The organism is Pseudoalteromonas sp. Ld19 (assembly GCF_045064135.1).
GTDB classification, from domain to species: domain Bacteria; phylum Pseudomonadota; class Gammaproteobacteria; order Enterobacterales; family Alteromonadaceae; genus Pseudoalteromonas; species Pseudoalteromonas aliena.
In genome coordinates, this window is sequence record NZ_JBISHA010000011.1 from 347,475 (window position 1) to 369,346 (window position 21,872).

Sequence of the window (21,872 nt, forward strand, 5' to 3'; positions counted from 1 at the left end):
TACTCCCTGCTTTTTATTAATCTTTATAGGCGTATTGGGTTAAGCCAAGTTCAGCTAAAACGTTATCAAGGTGAGCTTTTGCTTGCGCTGTAGGGCCTGGGTAGTCACCGGCAATAGGCACATTTCCTAAATAACCTATATCTTTACACCCCTGAGGTGTACAGAAATAAGCGCCTAAAATTAAATTTTTGAAGCGTAAAAACGCATTACCTATACGCTGAAATTGTGCCGGTGTATTATCGTCAAAATAAGCAATGTCATCTAATATTGCTTTTTGTTCCACAGCTTTAAGTTTCGCAAAAATCTTTTTATAACGAAGTATTGATTCGTCATCAATCCACGCAAGCCCATGTAAAATTGTTACCCGGTCTTTTTGTTGACCATTATAAGGGGAGCTAACCCATTCATTAATGACACTCGGTACATCAACGTCTGAGGCGCTCGGTGAATCACCTTCTCGGGGAACAATGTAATCTGCAAGTATTGCCACGAGAGTGAGTTGTTCATTTGTTAAGGTAAGTGGCCAAGGCGACTCAGGTGGTAGCAACATATTAGGATCAGTACCATAGCCTTTCGCTGTAATGGGTGGCAGCTCTAAACTTGGCCAATGGCCTTGGGTGCTAATCGTTTCTTCGAGTACTTTACTACAACCGGCTGTTAGTGAAACGGCAGAGCCTGCAGCGAGTAGGCCTAACCATTTAAGGGACTCTCTGCGTGTCATGCCTGAACTATATTTATATGAGTCAACACTCTTTTGTGAATGCATGTTAAAGCACTCCTTTTTCAATCTGTTTAGCGATCCACGTAGAATTGCGCATTGCCAATGTCATAATTGTTAATGTGCAGTTTTTATGTGGGTTAGAGGCAAATACACCGGCATCCATTACAAAAAGGTTGTCACAATCCCATGTTTGCCCCCATTGATTAGTAACAGATTCTTTGGGCGAGCTACCCATGCGAGTGGTACCCACTTCATGAATGATTTCACCGCCTTTTGAAATTGCTTTTTCAGCAGGTGGGAGCTTATCTATTTTTGCCCCTAAGTTTTCTAATATTTTTTTCGCTGTTTTTAAACCATGCTCAATTTGCTTAAGTTCACGATCAGACCATTTAAAATGAAATTTTGAGACGGGGATCCCCCATTTATCCTTAACGTTTTCGTCTATTTCCATATACGAGTCATCGTTTGGTAACATCTCACCTCGCAAAGCAAACCCTACATAAGAGCCGTACGCATCGCGCACTTGCTGTTTTAACTCAACGCCATAACCCCGCTTATCACCAGATACACCAGAGCCAGGCTGATTAAAACCACTGCTTATTTCAAAATGATAACCACGTGGAAAATTAAGTTCACCTTTAGCGTGTGCTTGGTGTCCCCACCAAGGAATAAATAGATGATTTCCCGTATGCCCATCTTCGTTATACCGTGGTCGGCCTTTAAGTGCGGGTATTTGTGCGCCTAACCATGCACCGGTAGAATCCATTAAATTTTTTCCAACTTGGCCACTTGAGTTTGCCAGTCCTTTTGGATGTTTTGTGTGTTTTGAATTTAATAAAATACGTGCAGATTCACAGGCACTTGCAGCAAGAATAACGATATCAGCGGATACTAAATGCTCACTCGTGGATTTTTTATCAATGTAGGTCACTCCAGTGACTTTGCCATCGTCATTAACTGCAACAGACTTAACCATAGCATCTGTAATTATTTCTAAATTCCCCGTTGCTTTAGCCATAGGTAAAAGCGACGTTGTGGTTTGAAATGCCGCACCAATAGAGCAGCCATGTCCACAAGGTGTTGCATAAAAACAGGCCATTCGGTCGTCTTTATTACGTGTTAATACGGCTCGGTGCATGGGTACAGCTGCAATCCCTAATTTTTTAGCGCTTGCTGCAATTAATAGCTCGGGAACCCTAGGTGTTGGCGGCGGCTGCAATACGCCAGGCGCTGATGGCGGCATGTCTTCCAGGCCGGTATTAGTACCACAAATACCGACTAGTTCTTCTGTTTTGTCGTACCACGGGGCTATGTCTTCATAAACAAACGGCCAATCTGCACCGTGTCCGTCCTGGCTTTTTCCTTTAAAATCATGTTCACTAAAACGTAATGAATAGCGTCCCCAGTGATTAGTTCTACCGCCGAGCATACGGGCACGCCACCAATAAAAATCACTGCCTTTTGCAGTGGTATAAGGTTCATCAGGAACTTGCCAGCCACCATCAACGGTTGCATCGTAAAAACCAAAGTTTTTATCTTTATTGCCTGCGCCCATTAAGGGAGCTTCGCTGTTACGACGAAACATCGGGCTTTCTTTTTTTGGGTCGTAATCGCGGCCCGCTTCGAGTAACAGTACTTTATGACCTAATTTGGTTAAGGTGTAAGCTGCCATTGCACCACCAGCACCCGAGCCGACCACTAAAATTTTATGATTTAATGCTGGCATGTTACAGCTCCTTAATTTTAATGTTTTTAAACCATACTTTGTCACCATGATCTTGTAAGCCAATATGGCCTCGATCCGCAGTTGCAAAATTTAGCCATGTAGAAAATTTACTATTTTTAACAAGCGTGTCCCACGTGGTACTGCCTATAACAATACTTAACGTACTAATCCCATTTTGCCAAACCTGTAGGTGTTTATCGCGCATTTGAATACGGACTTTATTCCACGTGTTTGCAGGCCTATGCGCGGCTTTTGGCGCTGCAAACAGATCGTAGATAGAGCCCGATAAATGCGAGTCTATTTTATTGTCGGGATGTTCTTCATTATCGATTATTTGCACTTCAGGTGCGTGAGAATAAATCATACTTCCCAGTTCGTCCGCGAGCACAAATATCCCACTATTTCCTTTAGTTGAAATTTTCCAATCTATTTTAAGATCAAAGTTACGGTACATTTTTTTAGTTAAAATATCACCGCCACCTTTAGTGAGCATCATTGCTCCGTCAGTAATTACCCATTGCGGACTTATCTCATCACTTTTAAAATTTCGCCAATGAGACATATCTTGGCCATTAAAAAGCAATTGCCAACCTGTTTTTTGCTCTTCGTTGGTAAGTTGATTATCAACAATGTGGGCGTAAGCACTGCTACTAAGAGCAACTGCAAGTGATAGAATTTGGATTGATTTAAACATATGTAACCTCTTATATTCTTTTACTTATTGCTACTAATATACGTTTTTTCAACGCTTTTATTTTTTGTTATAAATAGGTGTAAACCAATAAAAACAACAATTAACACGATTGGAAAAATGAGTAAATTTTGTAAAACGGCCTGACCTGCCACTATTTCTACTTGTTCTACGGTGATGTTATTTGTTTGTGCGTTAAGGCGAGCATTATCAATCCAATGACCAATAACAGGGTTCCACATACTGACAGCAAACATGCCCGTACCTCCCATCAGTGACATGCCTAATGCGCCTGTTTTTGGTGCATATTCAGCAACGCAGCCGATCATAGTGGGCCAAAAGTAAGTCACGCCAAGCGCGAACATGGCTGCGGCAAAGTAAATCGCATCACCTTGAGCTTGGCTCATTAAAAATATCCCAAGTGTTGAAAAAATAGCTGATCCGAGTAACACACCCGTTGGACTAAATTTATGTACTATAGGGCCTGCAAAGAATCGTCCGAGTGCCATTAGGCCGGTGATCAACGCTAAGATAACCATTGGGGATGCGCCGGATGAACCTAAAATTTGCTCTATCCATTGTTGTGTTCCAAATTCAGTAATAGCTGTGATCGTCATACAAACAATGAGAAATAAATACAGTGGCGAGATTAGATTTTTTACATTCGTGGCAGTTGAGTTTTCTTGACTATCGAATTGTGGAAATTGCGATTTAACAACCATCACGCCATATACAATAGTAGGAATAAGAATAAGCGATACTTGCCATTGCCAATTTAGACCAACGGATGTCATAGCATTTGAAGCCAGTGCACCTATAACAATACCGCCTGGAAACCACACATGAAAACGATTTAGCATTGTGGTGGTATTTTTAGGGTACATTTGAGCTATTAACGGATTACAACCAGCCTCGACAGAGCCATTAGCAAAACCAATTAAAAATGTTGAGATTAGCAATCCCCAAAAACCATCTGCCGTGATAGTTAAAAGTAACCCGCCCAAGTGACAGATAAAGGCCAACGTAACCAGCTTTTTAGCGCCGATAACATTATAGATAATCCCACCTAGCATCGTCGCTACTGGGAATCCTAAAAATGCCATTGCATTAACCCAGCCTAATTGAGTGCCACTGAGGCCAAACTGTTCACCTAATTCACCTAAGATACCGGCACGAATAGCAAAGGTCATTGAGGTAACAATGAGCGCTATACAACAGAGCCGAAATATAATGTTATTGTTATTATTCATTCTAAATATCCTGTTAACTTAAACCTAAAATACGGTTGTTTCGTTCGCTATTAGTCTCTGTCGCTGAGAAATCATCGAATGCTTTATCGGTTGGGCGTATTATGTGGTTTTCAATAAAATAAACGCCTTCTTTAGCACCATCTTCAGGGTGTTTAATACAACATTCCCACTCTAAAACTGCCCAACCGTCAAATCCGTATTGTGTTAGTTTGCTAAATATACACTTAAAATCAACTTGCCCATCACCTAAAGAGCGAAACCGCCCTGGTCTGTCTTGCCATTCTTGATATCCTCCGTATACGCCGGAACGACCATTTGGCGTAAACTCCGCATCTTTTACATGAAAGGCTTTAATTCTAGTGTGATAAATATCAATAAATGATAAGTAATCAAGCTGTTGTAAAACAAAATGGCTAGGATCGTAAAGTATATTAACGCGTGGATGATTATTTGTGGCAGCTAAAAAACGCTCAAATGTTATACCATCGTGTAAGTCTTCACCAGGATGAAGTTCATAACAGACGTCCACGCCCATTTCATCAAAGTAATCTAAAATTGGCAGCCAGCGTGATGCTAACTCTTTAAATCCTTGCTCAACAAGACCTTTAGGTCGCTGTGGCCACGGGTAAAAAGTATGCCAAAGCAGTGCGCCTGAAAAGGTGACGTGCGTTTTAAGTCCTAATCGCTTGCTGGCTTTTGCGGCCATCATCAGTTGTGCTTGTGCCCATTGTGTTCTTGCTATTGGATCACCGTGCACAGTCTGTGGCGCAAAATTATCAAACATTTCATCATATGTCGGGTTCACAGCAATGAGCTGGCCCTGCAAGTGAGTGGATAACTCCGAAATACAAAGCCCTGCATCTGCGGCAATACGCAGCACGTTATCGCAATAATCTTGGTTTTGGGCTGCTTTTTCTAAATCAAATATTTGTGGATTTGATGTCGGGAGTTGAATTGCTTTGTAACCTAAATTTCCTGCCCACTGGCAAATAGCGTCAAAACTATTGAAGGGCGCTTCATCGCTTATAAACTGCGCTAAGAAGATAGCCGGGCCTTTTATTTTTTTCATCGTTCATCCAATTTAAAAGTATGCCATTTTGTATTTTTGCTCGAAGCTTCAACTGCATTTTCAATAAATGCCATCCCACGGATCGCATCCTCAATACCAGGGACATCAAATTGATGATTATTTACAGCGCGTCCTGCTTTTTTTGCTTCAATCAATTTTGTGAAATTAACGTATATATTGGCAAACGCTTCAAGGTATCCTTCAGGATGCCCAGCTGGAGTGCGTAATGCATTGCGCGCGGCTTCACTTTGTAAAGCAACGCCAGCACGAAGTAGAGTTGTCGGTGCATTGTGTGATTTCAGCCATAAGCTGTTTGGCTCCATTTGTGACCACTCTAGGCTGCCTTTATCACCATAAATACGTAGATTAAGATTGTTTTCTTCACCTAATGCTATTTGGCTGGCCAGTAACACGCCTTTACAGCCATTATCAAAACGCAACAAAACGGTGCCATCATCATCGAGTGTCCTACCTGGCACGACATGATTTAAGTCTGCGCACAGAGCCTCGATTGTAAGGCCACTAACGTACTCGACTAAGTTTGCTGCATGTACGCCAATATCGGCTATACAACAACTGATCCCTGCTTTTGCTGGATCTAAGCGCCACTGCGCTTGTTTGCCAGCTTCATCTTCTTGTGTAGCAAGCCAGCCTTGGCTGTACTCAACGACTACCTTACGAATTGCGCCCAGTTGTCCTTGAGCAATACGATAACAGGCTTCTTTTACCATAGGGTAACCTGTATAGGTATGGGTTAACCCATACAGGCAGTCGCTATTATTAATTAGGGTTTGTAATGCGCGTGCTTCTCGTAAATTTAATGTCGCTGGCTTGTCAGATAGCACATGAAAGCCTAACTCTATCGCGAGCTTGGCGATAGGAAAATGCAGATGATTTGGCGTTACAATAACAATAAAATCAATGCGTTGATCATCTGCAAGCTTTGCCTCTTCTTGAAACATATCTTGGTAGGTGTCGTAACATCTTGCTGGATCTATCCCAAGCATGGTTGCTGTAGACTGACTACGGGCTGGATCTGAACTAAAAGAGCCAGCCACTAAATCAATCAAACCATCTAAGCGTGCTGCAATACGGTGAACTGCACCAATAAAAGCGCCTTCAGCACCTCCGATCATGCCCATTCGGATTCTGGCTTTATTCATACAACACTCCATTAGTTAATATCATGTTATTAATAATAGGGAGTGAGTTGAAAAGGGGATAGCAAAAATTCGGTTGACAATGCAACAAAATCGGCGTTTTAATCAAAGCTGTTAATTATATTTATATCAGGGTGGCAAGTATGAAAATAGATGAGATCATAGCCAGAGCAGGCGTTAATCAGTTGATTGCGGCTTTTGATTTATTACATGACATTCTTTTTTGGGTAAAAGATAATGAAAGTAGGGTTTTATATGCTAATCAACATTTTATTGAGCATCAAGGCTATAAATCATTAGATCAAATTTTATTAAAAACAGATTTTGATTTTTCACCTAAGCATTTAGCTTTCCAATATGTGAATGATGATAAGCGGGTGATGAGCGGTTACATTGTGACAGATAGATTGGAGCTAAATCAGACTTCAAATGGTGAATTAGCGTGGTTTTCAACATCTAAAAAAGTGATCACAGATGAGAGTAATCAAATACTCGGTACTTATGGGATAACACGGCATTTGCAAAAAACATCAAAGGCACTATTGCATGTAAGAGCAATAGAGGAGCCTGTTAATTATATACGAGAGCATTATCATCGTCATATTTGTATTGAGGAATTAGCACAGCTCGCCCACCTTTCAGTCAGTGCATTAGAGCGTCGCTTTAAAAAGCATTTAGCGAAAACCCCAAATCAGTTTATTAATGAAATACGCTTGGAAAATGCCAGAAGGTTACTGGTTGAAACACAATTACCCGTGTCGCAAATCGCTTACGAGTGTGGTTTTTCAGAGCCAAGTTATTTTAGTAAACAATTTAAACGCTTATTTGGCGAGATACCTTCACAAATGCGCACCCAAATAGAGTGATATGTACGTTATTTAGCCTGCGCAGAGAGATGTTGTTTAGCATTTTTATTTTAAGTTCTGTTTATTTCACTCACCCTAACTATTGTTTTATCACTTTTTATAAAGCGATAAATTATCAGTAATTAACTGCTCATTTATGTTTTTTTTCATCATGTTGTTATTTAGTTTATTTTATTCTTCAGGTAGGTGTTATTCATATATGTTCAGTTATTTAAAAATATTAATTAAAATCAAGTGGTTAAAATATGGTTGGCAGTTAATTGCTGTTATAAATGAGATTACTTGTTTAGCCTAATTTAATACCTTTACGCTGTATCGGCTAAAGCTCATATCGTGTTGTTTTTAGCCTTAACGCCGATTTTGTTTTAGTAGCGACCGAATTTCTATTATCACTTTTTTACTCATAACCCTATTCTAAAACGCAGTTTAACAAAATGTTAACTCACACACTGACAATTGCACATAACACATTAAAATTGGAGATAGGCATGGCTAATAATAATAACAGCCGAGAATCAATACGGCTTTCACGACGTTTTGAAAAATCGACATTGCTTCTTGCTTTAATGAGCGCATGTAGTGGCGTTTATGCACAAGAAGAAGTAAGTGACTTTGAGATAATTGAAGTACGCGGTATTCGTGCCTCAATGGCTGAAAATCTAGCCATTAAGCGCCTCTCTAATTCTATTGTTGATGCGATTACTGCAGAAGATATAGGCAAGTTCCCTGATAAAAATGTGGCCGACTCGTTACAGCGAGTACCTGGGGTGGTTATAACCCGAAGTGGTGGTGAAGGTGAAAACGTGAGTATTCGAGGCCTTTCATCAGATTTAACGCTGACACAACTCAATGGTAATTTTATTGCCTCGTCACCGGGCTCACCATCGCGCTCTTTTAGTTACTCATTATTACCATCGACGATGGTGCAATCGGTTGAAGTTTTTAAATCCTCTGAGGCACGTTTAGATGAAGGTGGCGTTGGGGGAAGCGTTATTTTACATAGCCGTACACCACTCAATATGGAAGCAAACTCAGGTGCCTTTAATATTGAATACACCTATGCAGATGTGACTAAAGATTATGAACCTAATTTCAGTGGTGTTTATTCGTGGAAAAATGATGACGAAGACTTTGGTTTTTTAATCGGCTACACCAAGCAAGAGCGTACTAATCGCTCTTTAACCGGGGATATGTCAGGTGGTGGAGGCTGGCGTTGGGCAACGGGTTCTGATTTACCTGCCAGTGATATTAATGGCAAGGAAATTGCTGATAGTACGCGCCGTTTTGGTGCATTAGAAGATGCATATGGCAATACCTACGATGGAGTATGGGCACCACAAGTCGCCGGTGTTGGAGTAACAAAAGAAAAACGAGAACGAGTAGGTTTGCAAGGCACGATTCAATGGCGAGTCAGCGAGGATTTAGAGCTAACCTTTAATCACTTTCATTTTGAATTGGGCCAAGACCGCACAACATCTCAGCTAATGATCCCTGAGTGGAAATACAATCCAGATTACTTAATTGGTGTAACACTTGATGACTCCGGAACGATTGTCACTGGAATGGACTTTACAAGTGGTGCAGGAGGCGCTGAAGGTAACTTAGAGTTTCCGTGGATCATAGGAGGTTATACAAAAGAAAAAGACACGTCAGATACCTACGATTTAGCATTTAAATATTCTGGGAACGTATTTGATTTAAAGGGAAAGTTCGGCAGAACAAAAGCAAGTGGAGGGCCATCAGAGTCATGGAATGCAGCCTACAAAAGTGGTCAACCTGCCAGTCGAAGTGATTCAGGTAACAACGAAAATGCAGCATCATTTGCAGGCTGGCGTTTAGGAGAGCGCGTTGCTTTGTATGCCGATCCTGCTCTTTTGACTAACTTACAGGCAGGAATTGCCGGCGATCCAGATCCAGGGTCAACAGGTTCTAGTTTTGTAGTGAGTGACTTACACGAAGATTACGCTCAGCTAGACTTAGATTACCATATTAGTTATTCCATCATAGATACACTGCGCGTGGGTGTAAAACATCGAAAAGCATCACTGCATAGAGAAACGAATAATACTTTTTTTATAACGCAAGATGGCGCAAACAGAATTGCCAGCGGTGAATTAGATCCATTTAGCCAAGGTGCTATTGACGAAGTTGCTTATCAATGGATTGGCGGGATGCCCAATCTTGACGATGTTTTAAACCGTGAATCGGAGCAAAATATTGCAGGTGGTTTTGAAGTCAATACAATGCCGACCATAAATTGGGATCAATATCGCGATATTGTCACCAATGAGTATGTTAAATATACCCGTCGTGAACCCGATTTCGTTTTTGATATTGAAGAGAAAATTACCGCTGCCTATCTGCAAGCTGATTTTTCGTTTGGTGATTTTAGGGGGAATATAGGTGTACGTTATGTTGAAACGCAAACACAGATTATGTCATCCGATAAAATCAACTATTTCTTAGATGACATAGAAGATGCAACTGGTGAAGATATTTTAGGTAGCGCACGTTTAGTTGATATTGAAACAACCACAAAGCGTACAGTAAAAGATCAACGTTTTTTACCGAGTTTTAATCTTGTATGGGACGTTAGCGATTCATTCGTTATCCGTGCAGCGGCAGCCAAAACTATGTCTCGTGCCCCTTTTAATGATTTAGGCGCCCCAGAGCAACTTACCTTTATTTCACAAGAGTGGGCAGACGATAGGCTTGAATTTAGGAGTAACCCAGTTGATCAAGGTTGGAGTGGTTCAGGGGGGAACAAAGCGTTAAAACCATTTGAATCAGTTCAATTAGATTTATCTGCCGAGTATTACTATAGCAACGGCTCAGCTGTTGGTATTGCATTATTTAATAAAGATGTTGATAACTTTATTGTTCCTTTAATTATTACTTCAGAGCGACCATTTGACGGTTTTACCAACCCTAATACAGGGGTTGAAATTGTACCTGCTGGCAATATCACGGTCACGCCATTTACGACCACAGCAAATGGTACGAATGCGACTTCTCGTGGCGTTGAATTGTTTGCTCAACATGCATTTGATAATGGATTTGGCTTAAACGTTAATTACACGCTTAATGATACCAATCAAGCTGATATTAGTGTTGATGGTGAAAAGGTTGGCGAATCAGCTTTAGTAGGAAGTGCTGATAACCAATTTAATTTTTCGGCTTATTTCGAAAACGATACTTATAGCGTAAGAGCATCTTATAACCGTCGTGGAAAGATGGCATTAGGACTAGCCGATGGTTTAACTGTCTCACAAGAACCATTTCAGCAAGTTGATTTAAATGCGTCGTACAGTGTGTTCGACAATTTAGTTTTTTCAGCATCTGTGATCAATTTAACAAAAGAAGAATCAAGAACATTCTATGGCGCTGATAGTGAAGCAAGGTTACGCAGCAGCAGTTATAGCGGAAGACGCTACTATGCTGGACTTACTTACCGATTTTAATATTCATAATGATGAATATTAAGCAGCTAAATTAACTCGCTAACTAAAAATCCGTAGCAAATAAAAATCAATAAATAATCTCAATATAGGCTAAATAGGATTTGTTAGCGTGTCATCAACGTTGAGCAGATAAGGCAATATTATGAATACATTAAATATGTTTAAACTGGCAAGCACATCACTCATAGCGGCAAGCTTACTAAGTGCATGTGGTGGTGGGGACAACGATCCTAAAATAGATAACATACCTGTGGTCCCCGAGTTTACAGTTGCAGAAGTCGCAGGTGCAATGATCAAGGGCGCGGTTAGAAATGCAGATGTATCAGTAACTGCACTTAATGGTAGTCACCTCACCATAGGCGCAGCTCACAGTACGGATCAAAATGGTGTTTTTTTGGTTGAACTAACCAGTGATGCTGGCTTTGGGATTAATACAATCGTTAAGCTTAACGTGGCCGCAACAGATAGTTCGGCCATGCAGTGTGATGCCCTTCGTTGTGGTGATACTGATTTTGCTCAGACCACTAACGCAACTGCAATAGCAGGCACTGTGTTTTCAACATTAGGGCATCTTAAAGTACCTTTTGGCAATAAAGCCGATGGTGTTGAGGATATGACGTTACAAGTAAATGTATTAACAACTCTTGCAACACGATTAGTGGAGCTGCAAATTTCACAAGGTCGTAATGTATCGACACCTGCTTTGATGGCAATCGCACAAGCTGATATGTCTGCTTTACTGTTACGTGTGTTTGGGTGGCAAACTGGCAATACTAATGTATTTACAATGCCGGTTGTAGCCGCTGATAAATTAGAGAATTTTGTAAAGGGCGAAACATGTGAAGACAATGACAGCGGCGAACAAGTGTGCTCAACACAGTTTATAGATGAAGCAACGATTAAACTTTCACTTTTAAACGCATCATTTGCTCAGTTTTCTAGCGATGAAAGTTTAAAGTCAGTGATGGATGCAGCATACTCAAACTTAGGTAGTGCATTAGAAGGTAAAGCGGATACGTTAATGGCGCTTCGCCAACGTATTTTTGAAGCAATAAAAATACATCCTTTAACGAGCGAATTGGGGCTGACAGCTGAGTCTGTCGTTGATTTATCCTTAGCACTGTTTGATGAAGCCTCATCAAGTGGTCCACTTATAGAGGTCACCACGGCGAGTAACCTCGCAGGCGCAGTATTTTCTGCTCGAAACGCAATTAGTGATGCAGAAAGTGCAAGTAAGGCATTTGATTCGAATCTTGATACTAAATGGCTCGATCATAATGACTGGCTAGGTGCACCAAGTAAAGAGTCACCGTCTTGGATACAAGTTGATTTTGCTCAAGCACAAGCTGTTAACCGCGTTTTTATTACCAGCGCAAATGACGCACCAGAGCGAGATCCAGAAAACTTTACAGTACTGGGATCCAATGATGGCGGACAAACATGGATTACGTTAGCAACTATTATTGGGGCGTCGTTTGAACAACGCCTTTCTCGTCAGGAATTTGTATTCACTAATGGGCAAAAATACCTAAGCTATCGAATTAACATCACAAAAAATAAGAATAACGACACTCTAGTTCAGCTCACGGATATTCAATTAGTGGGTCCGGTATTTACGAGTCTTGATCACACTAATAGCGTCGCAGGTATTGCCAGTGCAAGTAACAGTATTGGGGACGCTGAAAATCAAGATAAGGCGTTCGATAATGACCCGACAACAAAATGGCTCGATCATAATGATTGGCAAGGTCCACCAACAGAAGAAAAACCGTCATGGATCCAGATGGATTTTACAGAAGCTGTAGCGGTTGATCAGTTAGTACTTATTAGTGCGAATGACGCACCAGCGCGCGATCCTGAAAATTTTTCTATTTTAGCATCTAGCGATGATGGCGCTACTTGGCAAAAGCTAGCAAGTTGGGTCGGCGAATCTTTCGATGCACGAGGTGAGCGAAAAGCGTTCTCGTTTACAAACCAACTGGCTTTTACTAGCTATCGCTTAGAAGTGACTAAAAACAAAAATAATGATGGTTTATTACAAATTGCGGATATTGACTTCGTGGGTCTTGAAGTTCCTGGGCAAAACCATGCAACAGTTACTGGAGCGACTTACAGTGCTCGCTTTAGTATAAGTGATACTGAAGGCGCAGCCCAAGCTTTTGATAGTGACATAAACACTAAATGGCTCGATCATAACGATTGGAAAGGTGCCCCAACAGTACAAAATCCTGCTTGGTTGCAAGTGGCTCTGCCTCAAGCACACGCGGTTAATACGTTAAGCATTACCAGTGCGGGTGACGCACCAGAACGAGATCCTGAGTCGTTCGAACTTCTGGCATCAAATGATGGAGAAAATTGGATCAGCTTAGGTGCTTGGGCTGGTGAAGGCTTTTCTGAGCGATCACAACAGCGTATTTTTGGTGTTGCAAATGCATTACCTTATACACATTATCGGTTAGCGATAAGTAAAAATGCTAATAATGATGGCTTAGTACAAATAGCAGAGGTAGGTATGATTGGGCCAAACTATGCGTTTAAGGATTTAACAACCAATCCAAGTACCGCATTTAGTGCTCGATTTAGTATTGGGGACGCAGAAAGCGCCGATAAAGCATTTGATGGCGATACCAATACAAAATGGCTTGACCATAATGATTGGAAGGGCGCGCCATCAACCGAAAACCCAGCATGGATACAAATAGATTTTAGTGATCCACATGTTGTCAGTGGGCTTGCTATTACAAGCGCTAACGATGCGCCAGAGCGAGACCCTGAAAACTTTAGTTTGTTAGGCTCTAACGATGGCGGTGAAAGTTGGACGCTGGTTTCTACTTGGGTAGGAGAAAGCTGGGACGAGCGTTTACAAAGGCGTTCATTTGATTTTAATAATGGCTTTGAGTTTTTGAGCTATCGCCTAAGTATTAGCAAAAACGCTAATAATGATGGTCTACTACAAATTGCCGAAATAGAGTTACTTGGCTTAGATAAATAACCTGAACTCTGGATAATAAATCTATCTAAAGCAGCTATTTTCAGCGCTAACTACGTTGAATTTACTTACAATAGGCCCGCTATTAATGCGTAAATTCGCCTTGTTTTGACTGAAAATTTCTGGCTAGAGAAAAATTAATTTTGACAGACAAAAGATCAGAAACTAACGTTTTTGGTCTTTTTTATTTTCAGTTTTTTATTGTGCTGCTGTATTAAGCCATCAAATTGATTAAGTATTACTGTAGATTAATATTATTAAGGCAGGGGGTATCGGCAGGGGGGTTATTTTTAGCAACATATTTAATGCTTGAAGCTTTAAATAGCTTAAATAAAAACGGACGCTTAGAGCGTCCGTTTTTTAATTATTTTTTTTCTTCATCGGGTAACGTAACGTTTAGTTCAAGTACGGCTAAATCATCTTCGTTCTGATCGAACTGTACCTGTACTGCATCGCTACTTACGTTCACGTATTTACGGATCACATCTAAAATATCTTGTTTTAATTGTGGTAAGTAATCCGGCGTACCTCGTTGAGAACGCTCGTGCGCGACAATGATCTGCAATCGCTCTTTTGCTAATGACGCACTGTTTTTCTTTTCTGAGCGGAAGTAGTCAAGTAAAGACACGTTAACCTCCAAAAATCCGTTTAAATAAGCCTTTTTTCTCTACATCTAAGAAGCGAAAATCGACGGTTTCACCGAGTAAGCGATTAATGGCATCTGCATAAGCTTGCCCTGCGTCAGACTCACTATCGAGAATAACGGGTTGGCCTGAGTTAGATGCACTTAGTACCGCTTGTGATTCAGGGATCACACCTAATAAATCTATTGCTAAAATATCTTGCACGTCTTCAACCGACAGCATTTCCCCTTTAGCAACACGCTCAGGGTTGTAGCGTGTTAATAGTAAATGCTCTTTGATATTTTCTAGGCCTTCTTCAGCACGTTTTGATTTACTGTGTAGAATACCTAAAATGCGGTCTGAATCTCGCACCGACGATACTTCTGGATTAGTTGTTACAATTGCTTCATCCGCAAAGTACATTGCCATCATTGCTCCAGCTTCGATACCCGCTGGTGAGTCACATACAATATAGTCAAAGTCTTCTTTGAGCTCGTTTAAAACACGTTCTACACCTTCACGGGTTAGTGCGTCTTTATCGCGTGTTTGCGAAGCGGGAAGTAAAAATAACTTATCCACTCGTTTGTCTTTAATCAATGCTTGGTTAAGCTTTGCTTCACCGTTAATCACATTCACAAAATCATAAACCACACGGCGCTCACAACCCATAATTAAATCTAAGTTACGTAAACCAATATCAAAGTCGATAATAACTGTTTTATAGCCTTTTAACGCTAAGCCGGTGCCAATTGCAGCACTTGATGTTGTTTTACCAACACCGCCTTTACCCGAGGTAACGACAATTACTTTTGCCATGAGATTTATCCTTTAACCAAAGCTGAAATTTCTAATGAATCATTTTTTTGTTGTATTTGCACAGCATTTCCCCAGTGTTCACCTTGAAGCGAATCACTGATCCAGTAATTGCCATTTATAGAAACAAGTTCTGCTTCTAATCGTTGACAAAAAATGTGTGCATTTTTTAATCCTTTCGCGCCGGCAATCGCTCGTCCACGAAGGGTTCCATATATGTGTACATTGCCATCGGCGATTACTTCCGCACCATGACTTACCGCACCCAATACGATGAGGTCCCTGTCTTTTGCATATACTTGCTGACCAGAACGCACTGTACCGTTAATAATTTGTGCCGGTAATATTACATTTTTTTCGACAATTGATGTATTAGGCTCCTGTTTAACAGGTTCACTCTTAACATCCTGTGAATAATTTAATACAGATAGGCCCGCTACTTTAGCTTGTGCATGTTGCTCGTCGGAGCCATTACACACACCAACAGCATTAAAACTCATACGTTCTATTAATGACTTTAAATGTACAAAATCAAGAGTACTGTTTTTTATCTCAATTAAATTGACAACGATAGGCGCACCTTCAAAAAATTTAGGGGCCTGGGCAATTTTGATATACAGTTGTTCTGCTAATAGGTTTATATCAGTACTATAAAGATGTAAAACTGATAACGTAAAAAGATTTCCTTTTAGCTCAAAAATTTGGTCTGACATACACGCTCAATTGAATTGTCTGATCAGAAAATAATTTTAGATAAACGCAGGCTGAATAAGGCCTTTATTGAAATTTATAATCTAATATTTCTAACTTATTATTACTCTCATGTTATAGTGTGCAGCATTGTTAAGCAAGAATTTATAGGGCCATAATGCTCACTGCAGTATATAAAAGTAAGAAAAAAGCGGATACTTTCTTATTTGTCGAAAAAAGAGATGATTTTAGCAAAGTACCTGAACCTTTAATGGCTACCTTCGGTCAACCTCATTATGTAATGATCATCAACTTAGCAAAGCGTGACCATTTAGGGGGGTCTGATTTAGAAGCAGTTAAAAGTGCATTAACTGATCAGGGCTATTATTTACAACTTCCCCCACCGGAACAAAATCTGTTAAGTGAACTACGAAAACAAAATGGAGTCGATAGTGATTAAAAAACTGGTAGTCGTATTATGTGGACTGTGCCTAAGCTCATCTGTAATGGCAAAAACACAAGCTGAATTTAAAGACTATATAACTAATTTAAAACAAGAAGCTATTGCAAAAGGCTATGAAGCCAAACTTATAGATGACGCGTTTGCAACAGCAGCATACAAAGAAAAAGTAGTGTCAGCTGATAAAAATCAGCCTGAAGTCAAAGAAACACTAAAAACCTATTTACCCAAACGTGTACCGCAGTGGAAAATTGATCGTGCACGAAAGCTGTATGCTGAAAATAAAGACATACTTGAACAAGTTGCTAAAGAGTATGGTGTACAGGCACGTTTTATCGTGGCTCTTTGGGGCCTTGAGAGTAACTTTGGTGCAATACAAGGCGGGCACAATGTAATTTCATCGCTTGTTACGCTTGCATTCGATGGTCGCCGAGAAGCGCTTTATAAACGCCAGCTATGGGCAGCACTCGATATTTTAAAATCAGGTCATATTACATTAGATAAATTTAAAGGCTCTTGGGCAGGTGCTATGGGGCAAACGCAATTTATGCCTACCTCATTTAATGCCTATGCGGTTGATTACAATAATGATGGCCGCAAAGATATTTGGACCACAAAAGAAGATGCGTTTGCTTCAATTGCTAATTATTTAAAGCAAGAAGGTTGGAACGATTCTCTTACATGGGGTCGCCAAGTTCAATTGCCTGACCATTTTGATAGTAAATATATTTTGGTGCGTGGCACAAAAACACGTAAACAATGGCTAGAATACTGGAATGATTCTGAGCGTTCATTAGCCGATTGGCAAGCCTTAGGTGTTCGCAGAGCGGATGGGCGCGACCTACCCAATGTTAATGTGCGTGCTGCACTTGTTATGCCTGATGACATTAATGGCCGCATGTATCTAGCCTACGATAATTACAAAGTGTTTATGCATTGGAATCGCTCTTATTACTTTGCAACCAGCGTAGGTTATTTATCAGATAAAATTGCTTACCCAAAAATTTAATTATTTAAATGCATGAATAAATAAAGCCGCAGTGGCGGCTTTATTCTTTTTTAAATATTTTATCTTTTAAGTCAATAACTTTACCTATTCCTGATCCAAGCTTCATCAGTTTATTAAGCTGCTCAGGCGTTAAGCGTTGTAGCTCGGATGACCATTTGGTCACGGTTTCAAGTAGGTTATGAATTTCGCCCATTTGCTTTTGAGCATAAATTTCATCGTCATTGATAGCTTTGTCTAATAAATTGTCGCGCAGTAAAGTAAGTGTAGGTTCAATTTCTCGTTTTTTTCGCTCTTCAAATACACGATTGGCCATATCCCAAATATCACCCGCTGGGGCGTAGTATTCTTTTCGATCGCCTGGAATATGCTGCACTCTAATTAACTGCCACGATTGTAATTCTTTAATACCCATACTCACATTCCCACGGGAAATACTTAATGCGTCGGCAATTTCATTGGCTGTCATTGGGTTTTTAGTGATAATCAGCAAGCCACACATTTGCCCGATTGTGCGATTGAACCCCCAGCGGCTGCCCATTTCACCACAATGCATTACAAAGGCAAAATTCTTTTCGGATAAACTCATAGCTTATTAACTTTCAATAATTTCAGAAACTAAATGCTAGCACGCTGATTTTGGATAGCAAGATCTTAGCGTCCCTTAAATACATTATTTATTACTAAAGTTTGATTTAGATTAACGTGTATCGCTCTAGGTTAAGTTATGTTGTAAAAAAGTGACGAATACATGTTTTTTACTATTTCTTACACAGGATGGAATGATTATGAAAGCTGCAATAAATAATGAATTTAAAGGTAAATTAGAAATCACAGATCTGCCTATTCCTGAGGTGGGTGTTAATGATGTACTGGTAAAAATAGCAGCCTGCGGTGTTTGTCACACAGATTTACACGCGTGTCATGGTGATTGGCCCGTTAAACCAAAAATGCCATTAGTACCAGGCCATGAAGGTGTTGGGGTTATTGAAAAGCTAGGCAGTAATATAAAGCATCTTAAAGTAGGGGATAGAGTTGGTATTCCTTGGTTATACAGTGCTTGTGGGCACTGTGAATTTTGTCTCGATGGTAAAGAAACACTGTGTTTATCGCAGCATAATACTGGTTATTCTATTGATGGCAGCTATGCAGAGTATTGTTTAGCGCACGGAGACTACGCTGTAAAAATACCCGATGAACTTGGGTTTTCTGAAGCTGCGCCGCTATTTTGCGCAGGCGTTACAACGTATAAAGCATTAAAAGTATCAGATGCGAAACCTGGCCAATGGGTTGCTATTGTTGGTGTGGGCGGGCTTGGGCATTTAGCTGTGCAATATGCCAAAGCGATGGGCTTTAACGTTATAGCCGTTGATACCGGCAAAGAAAAGCTTGCGCTTGCTAAAGAACTCGGTGCCGATATAACACTCGATTTTAAAAAGGTGGTTCCGAGCGACGCTATCTTTGAGCAAGTAGGTGGCGCGCACGGCGTTGTGTGTACTGCGGTATCAAAAGCGGGGTTTGAACAAGCTTATAAGAGTGTACGCCGTGGTGGTAAATGTGTATTAGTGGGGTTACCTCCAGAGGATATGCCGTTGCCTATTTTTGATACCGTGCTTAATGGAGTCTCGGTAGTTGGCTCTATTGTTGGTACTCGTAAAGATTTACAAGAATGTTTAGAGTTTGCTGCACAGGGCAAAGTTAAAGCAATTATTGAAGAAAAACGCTTAGAGGATATTAATGAAATTTTTGACGATATGATCAAAGGTGAAATTAATGGTCGCATAGTAGTTACGATTTAATATTAGACCCATATATAAGCAGATTGGTATAAGTCTTTTTACATACAAAAAAGCACGGTGTCTGAATTAGCATACCGTGCTTTTTAATTGTTTAAACTATTAAAGTGTATAACTAAAGCTTAGCTTCGCATTGCGCTCTTCCCCTGGCATACCACCTAGAAACATTGCTTTTGAATAATACTTTTTATTAAATAGGTTATTTAGGTTTAATTGTATATGCCATTTGTCTGTAGTGTACGAAACAGCGGTATCGTAAAGTATGTAACTTGGTACATAACCATCAGGAATACCAAATGATGTTGAGTTAGTGCTACGCTGTGCAACATATGACACACCGCCGCTAATATTTATCGCTTGAGGTAAGTCAAACATATTCGCGTAGTAAGTCACCCACGTACTTGCTGTTACATACGGTACGCCTTTTTGACGCGTATCGTAGCTGCTGCTATTTGGATTCTTTTTGTCGCGGGCATCTTGGTAAACACTGTTTAAGTTGATTTTCCACTTATCGTTTAAGTACGCGTTTAAATCAAGCTCAATACCTTTGGTCTCTTCTTTACCGTCAAAAAAGTTTTCGCTGACATTCGGGGCTGATACGCCAGCTTCATACAGTGGGTTACTGTATTGTAGGTTTGTACGAGCGCTTTCAAATATAACAACTGAGGCAAGTAATTGATCATCAAATGCCTTGAAACGAACCCCTAAATCATTACTTAATGATTCAGAATCTTTTCGGTCGGCTTCGTTACCTGTCACTGTGCCTAAAACACTATAAGCCGTCCGGCCTTTCGAGTGGTTGACAAAAATAGATAGGTCTTCATTAGGTTGATATGTTGCGCCTAAGTTATACGTCAAACCTCCGTCAGAGGTATTCGCTTTAGGCTTAGGTGCTGCAAGGCTCTGTCTATAACGCGCATCAACGCCAAGGTGTTCATAGCTTTGTTTAATTTGGTTATAGGCCGCACCAATACGCGTAGTAAATTGATCATTTATATACGCTACATGTTGAATACCTAAGCCCCATGCTTGTACTTTTTTATTGTAATTACTTGTTTTAAGTGGATCGTAATCTTCAAAGTTACCTGTTGGCCAGTTTGGGTTTCTAATATCAAAAATGTACGGAAGCTTACCCTGGTAACTAATTGCTTTGTTTTTATCTCTAATAATATAGTCTTTATCGTAAATTGAATATTGCTCAAAGCGGATATCACGATCTTCATAATTTGCGTTTAAAAGTAGCTCATTGTCTACGCCGCCCAACATAAAGTCATAGCGTAAATCAGCAAAATATTGCCACGACTTTTCATCCGCTTCAACTTGACGATATTCTTGTCGGCGAGCTGCAAAAGGGTAAAGTACATCGTCAACCACTAATGGCGCTCTTGGATCTTGATTAATTACCCCTCTACGATCCCAATATACATAGTTATAAGCACCTGTTTGGCGTGCAAAACTTGATGTGTAATTACGATATTGTAACTGCTGATTTAAAAACAAATCGTCGGTAATGTAATAGTTATGCGTTAATTTAAAACGCAGTTCTTCACCTTCGTTATCTTTAGCCATCGGTGAAATAATACCGTTTGTGCCAAAGCTATAAGGCGTTAAGCCATCTGATGCAGATAACGAACTTGCTAATTGGTCGCGTTGTGATTCATTGAGTTGTAAACCTGCTGATGTGGTATCATTTACTAAATCGGCACCAGTTACTTCTCCTGCTGTTAGACCATTTACCGACGCAGAGTTGAATATACGAATAGGGTGACCGATAGAGTCAACCGCAATCGCATCTTTAATGTATGCAGCTGAAAGCATGATGTTTTGCTTATCACTAAATACATATTTTAATGACGTAAAAATTTCATCACGGTTTTCTTTTAAATCACGAAAGCCATTGCTTGATGCTGTTTTAGCAACAACACGGTACGCTAAATCTTCGGTAATCGCATTTGTGCTATCAACAGACAGTGCATAACTATCCCACTGACCAAGCTCGACAGCCACTTTGTGATTTTCGTTAAACTCAGGTTTTTTTTCTATTAAATTAATGACGCCACCGGCACTGCCCATACCGTATAAACCCGTTGCAGGGCCTTTTAATATTTCGACAGAGTCCACATTGGTCAACGAACGCGTAGGGTTAAATGTGTTGCCAAGTCCTGCACCACCATACATGCCATCGTAGGTGTAGTTAGCGCCTAAACCACGAACGATTAAATTATCACCAATGCCGTAGTTGTTTCCAGCTTGTGTTAAGCCACTCACGTTTCTTACTAAATCTTGTAAATTGTCAACGCCTTGAGATTCAATGAGTTCTCGGTCAATAATCACAACCGGTGCTGGCGTTTCCATTAACGACATGTCAGATTTAGTCGCAAGTCCTGAACTCATAACAACGCGGTTTTGTTTTTCGTACACGCTTATACGTTCAATGTCTTCTTCCGCTGTGGTAACTGCAATAGCTGCCTGTGCATTTAAGCATGCAAGAGTAAGTAGTGAGTATTTAAATTTTTTCATGGGGTGATAATTATTCGCATTTAACAAATTT

At 40.3% G+C, this 21,872-nt stretch carries 17 protein-coding genes; 6 read left to right on the forward strand and 11 right to left on the reverse strand.

Annotated features, from left to right (window positions below):
- Nucleotides 1-16: 16 nt before the first annotated feature.
- From ACJJVZ_RS02970 to ACJJVZ_RS02995, 6 genes are read right to left on the reverse strand one after another with little or no spacing between them, the layout of a single operon-like run.
- Nucleotides 17-766 carry a gluconate 2-dehydrogenase subunit 3 family protein gene (locus ACJJVZ_RS02970; RefSeq protein WP_193156705.1) on the reverse strand — a complete coding sequence of 250 codons (750 nt, stop codon included), beginning with the start codon at nucleotides 764-766 and terminating at the stop codon, nucleotides 17-19.
- A gap of 1 nt (nucleotide 767) precedes the next feature.
- Nucleotides 768-2,447, reverse strand: coding sequence for a GMC family oxidoreductase (locus ACJJVZ_RS02975; protein ID WP_405597995.1), 1,680 nt, complete (start codon nucleotides 2,445-2,447; stop codon nucleotides 768-770).
- A gap of 1 nt (nucleotide 2,448) precedes the next feature.
- The gene (locus ACJJVZ_RS02980; protein ID WP_405597998.1) at nucleotides 2,449-3,141 is read right to left on the reverse strand and encodes a DUF1080 domain-containing protein; all 693 of its coding nucleotides are present in this window, start codon (nucleotides 3,139-3,141) and stop codon (nucleotides 2,449-2,451) included.
- 20 nt (nucleotides 3,142-3,161) lie between these two features.
- Complete coding sequence (locus tag ACJJVZ_RS02985) at nucleotides 3,162-4,388, reverse strand: MFS transporter (protein ID WP_405598000.1); 1,227 nt, start codon at nucleotides 4,386-4,388, stop codon at nucleotides 3,162-3,164.
- Nucleotides 4,389-4,401: 13 nt separating this feature from the next.
- A complete protein-coding gene (locus ACJJVZ_RS02990) occupies nucleotides 4,402-5,457 on the reverse strand; it encodes a sugar phosphate isomerase/epimerase family protein (RefSeq protein ID WP_405598002.1) in 1,056 nt (351 codons plus the stop codon).
- Complete coding sequence (locus ACJJVZ_RS02995; protein WP_405598004.1) at nucleotides 5,454-6,620, reverse strand: Gfo/Idh/MocA family protein; 1,167 nt, start codon at nucleotides 6,618-6,620, stop codon at nucleotides 5,454-5,456. The genes ACJJVZ_RS02990 and ACJJVZ_RS02995 overlap by 4 nt, the downstream gene beginning before the upstream one ends.
- A 140-nt stretch (nucleotides 6,621-6,760) precedes the next feature.
- Between ACJJVZ_RS02995 and ACJJVZ_RS03000 the strand changes: the two genes are divergently transcribed.
- From ACJJVZ_RS03000 to ACJJVZ_RS03010, 3 genes are all read left to right on the forward strand, one after another.
- A complete protein-coding gene (locus ACJJVZ_RS03000) occupies nucleotides 6,761-7,483 on the forward strand; it encodes an AraC family transcriptional regulator (protein ID WP_077535288.1) in 723 nt (240 codons plus the stop codon).
- A gap of 488 nt (nucleotides 7,484-7,971) precedes the next feature.
- The gene (locus ACJJVZ_RS03005; protein ID WP_405598008.1) at nucleotides 7,972-10,944 is read left to right on the forward strand and encodes a TonB-dependent receptor; all 2,973 of its coding nucleotides are present in this window, start codon (nucleotides 7,972-7,974) and stop codon (nucleotides 10,942-10,944) included.
- Nucleotides 10,945-11,086: 142 nt separating this feature from the next.
- Nucleotides 11,087-13,936, forward strand: a complete 2,850-nt coding sequence (locus tag ACJJVZ_RS03010; protein WP_405598010.1) for a discoidin domain-containing protein — start codon at nucleotides 11,087-11,089, stop codon at nucleotides 13,934-13,936.
- 361 nt (nucleotides 13,937-14,297) lie between these two features.
- Here the strand turns inward: ACJJVZ_RS03010 and minE are convergent, their stop codons facing one another.
- The 3 genes from minE to minC are packed head-to-tail and all read right to left on the reverse strand — an operon-like array spanning nucleotide 14,298 to nucleotide 16,082.
- Nucleotides 14,298-14,561, reverse strand: coding sequence for a cell division topological specificity factor MinE (gene minE, locus ACJJVZ_RS03015; protein WP_007377619.1), 264 nt, complete (start codon nucleotides 14,559-14,561; stop codon nucleotides 14,298-14,300).
- A 1-nt stretch (nucleotide 14,562) separates the two neighbouring features.
- Nucleotides 14,563-15,372, reverse strand: a complete 810-nt coding sequence (gene minD, locus ACJJVZ_RS03020) for a septum site-determining protein MinD (RefSeq protein ID WP_077535291.1) — start codon at nucleotides 15,370-15,372, stop codon at nucleotides 14,563-14,565.
- A gap of 5 nt (nucleotides 15,373-15,377) precedes the next feature.
- On the reverse strand, nucleotides 15,378-16,082 hold the full coding sequence (gene minC, locus ACJJVZ_RS03025; RefSeq protein WP_405598013.1) for a septum site-determining protein MinC: 705 nt from the start codon (nucleotides 16,080-16,082) through the stop codon (nucleotides 15,378-15,380).
- A 155-nt stretch (nucleotides 16,083-16,237) separates the two neighbouring features.
- Between minC and ACJJVZ_RS03030 the strand changes: the two genes are divergently transcribed.
- Both ACJJVZ_RS03030 and ACJJVZ_RS03035 read left to right on the forward strand, forming a co-directional pair.
- Nucleotides 16,238-16,519, forward strand: a complete 282-nt coding sequence (locus ACJJVZ_RS03030; RefSeq protein ID WP_405598015.1) for a YcgL domain-containing protein — start codon at nucleotides 16,238-16,240, stop codon at nucleotides 16,517-16,519.
- On the forward strand, nucleotides 16,512-17,528 hold the full coding sequence (locus ACJJVZ_RS03035) for a lytic transglycosylase domain-containing protein (protein WP_405598017.1): 1,017 nt from the start codon (nucleotides 16,512-16,514) through the stop codon (nucleotides 17,526-17,528). The genes ACJJVZ_RS03030 and ACJJVZ_RS03035 overlap by 8 nt, the downstream gene beginning before the upstream one ends.
- Before the next feature lie 40 nt (nucleotides 17,529-17,568).
- Here ACJJVZ_RS03035 and ACJJVZ_RS03040 read toward each other — a convergent pair whose 3' ends face one another.
- Nucleotides 17,569-18,114, reverse strand: coding sequence for a GbsR/MarR family transcriptional regulator (locus ACJJVZ_RS03040; RefSeq protein WP_138586659.1), 546 nt, complete (start codon nucleotides 18,112-18,114; stop codon nucleotides 17,569-17,571).
- 199 nt (nucleotides 18,115-18,313) lie between these two features.
- Between ACJJVZ_RS03040 and adhP the strand changes: the two genes are divergently transcribed.
- A complete protein-coding gene (gene adhP, locus ACJJVZ_RS03045) occupies nucleotides 18,314-19,324 on the forward strand; it encodes an alcohol dehydrogenase AdhP (RefSeq protein ID WP_405598019.1) in 1,011 nt (336 codons plus the stop codon).
- 99 nt (nucleotides 19,325-19,423) lie between these two features.
- On the opposite strand, the gene ACJJVZ_RS03050 is transcribed toward adhP, so the two are convergent.
- Nucleotides 19,424-21,841 (reverse strand): TonB-dependent receptor, encoded by a 2,418-nt coding sequence (locus ACJJVZ_RS03050; RefSeq protein ID WP_405598021.1) that lies wholly within the window; start codon nucleotides 21,839-21,841, stop codon nucleotides 19,424-19,426.
- Nucleotides 21,842-21,872: the final 31 nt, after the last annotated feature.

Excerpts from the sequence above, each read along its gene's own strand:
- ACJJVZ_RS02970 (WP_193156705.1), bottom strand. The coding sequence starts at position 766 with ATGCATTCACAAAAGAGTGTTGACTCATATAAATATAGTTCAGGCATG.
- ACJJVZ_RS03050 (WP_405598021.1), bottom strand. The coding sequence starts at position 21,841 with ATGAAAAAATTTAAATACTCACTACTTACTCTTGCATGCTTAAATGCA.
- adhP (WP_405598019.1), top strand. The coding sequence starts at position 18,314 with ATGAAAGCTGCAATAAATAATGAATTTAAAGGTAAATTAGAAATCACA.
- ACJJVZ_RS03010 (WP_405598010.1), top strand. The coding sequence starts at position 11,087 with ATGAATACATTAAATATGTTTAAACTGGCAAGCACATCACTCATAGCG.
- ACJJVZ_RS02995 (WP_405598004.1), bottom strand. The coding sequence starts at position 6,620 with ATGAATAAAGCCAGAATCCGAATGGGCATGATCGGAGGTGCTGAAGGC.
- minD (WP_077535291.1), bottom strand. The coding sequence starts at position 15,372 with ATGGCAAAAGTAATTGTCGTTACCTCGGGTAAAGGCGGTGTTGGTAAA.
- ACJJVZ_RS02975 (WP_405597995.1), bottom strand. The coding sequence starts at position 2,447 with ATGCCAGCATTAAATCATAAAATTTTAGTGGTCGGCTCGGGTGCTGGT.
- ACJJVZ_RS03005 (WP_405598008.1), top strand. The coding sequence starts at position 7,972 with ATGGCTAATAATAATAACAGCCGAGAATCAATACGGCTTTCACGACGT.
- ACJJVZ_RS03040 (WP_138586659.1), bottom strand. The coding sequence starts at position 18,114 with ATGAGTTTATCCGAAAAGAATTTTGCCTTTGTAATGCATTGTGGTGAA.
- ACJJVZ_RS02980 (WP_405597998.1), bottom strand. The coding sequence starts at position 3,141 with ATGTTTAAATCAATCCAAATTCTATCACTTGCAGTTGCTCTTAGTAGC.
- ACJJVZ_RS03000 (WP_077535288.1), top strand. The coding sequence starts at position 6,761 with ATGAAAATAGATGAGATCATAGCCAGAGCAGGCGTTAATCAGTTGATT.
- minC (WP_405598013.1), bottom strand. The coding sequence starts at position 16,082 with ATGTCAGACCAAATTTTTGAGCTAAAAGGAAATCTTTTTACGTTATCA.
- ACJJVZ_RS02985 (WP_405598000.1), bottom strand. The coding sequence starts at position 4,388 with ATGAATAATAACAATAACATTATATTTCGGCTCTGTTGTATAGCGCTC.
- ACJJVZ_RS03030 (WP_405598015.1), top strand. The coding sequence starts at position 16,238 with ATGCTCACTGCAGTATATAAAAGTAAGAAAAAAGCGGATACTTTCTTA.
- ACJJVZ_RS02990 (WP_405598002.1), bottom strand. The coding sequence starts at position 5,457 with ATGAAAAAAATAAAAGGCCCGGCTATCTTCTTAGCGCAGTTTATAAGC.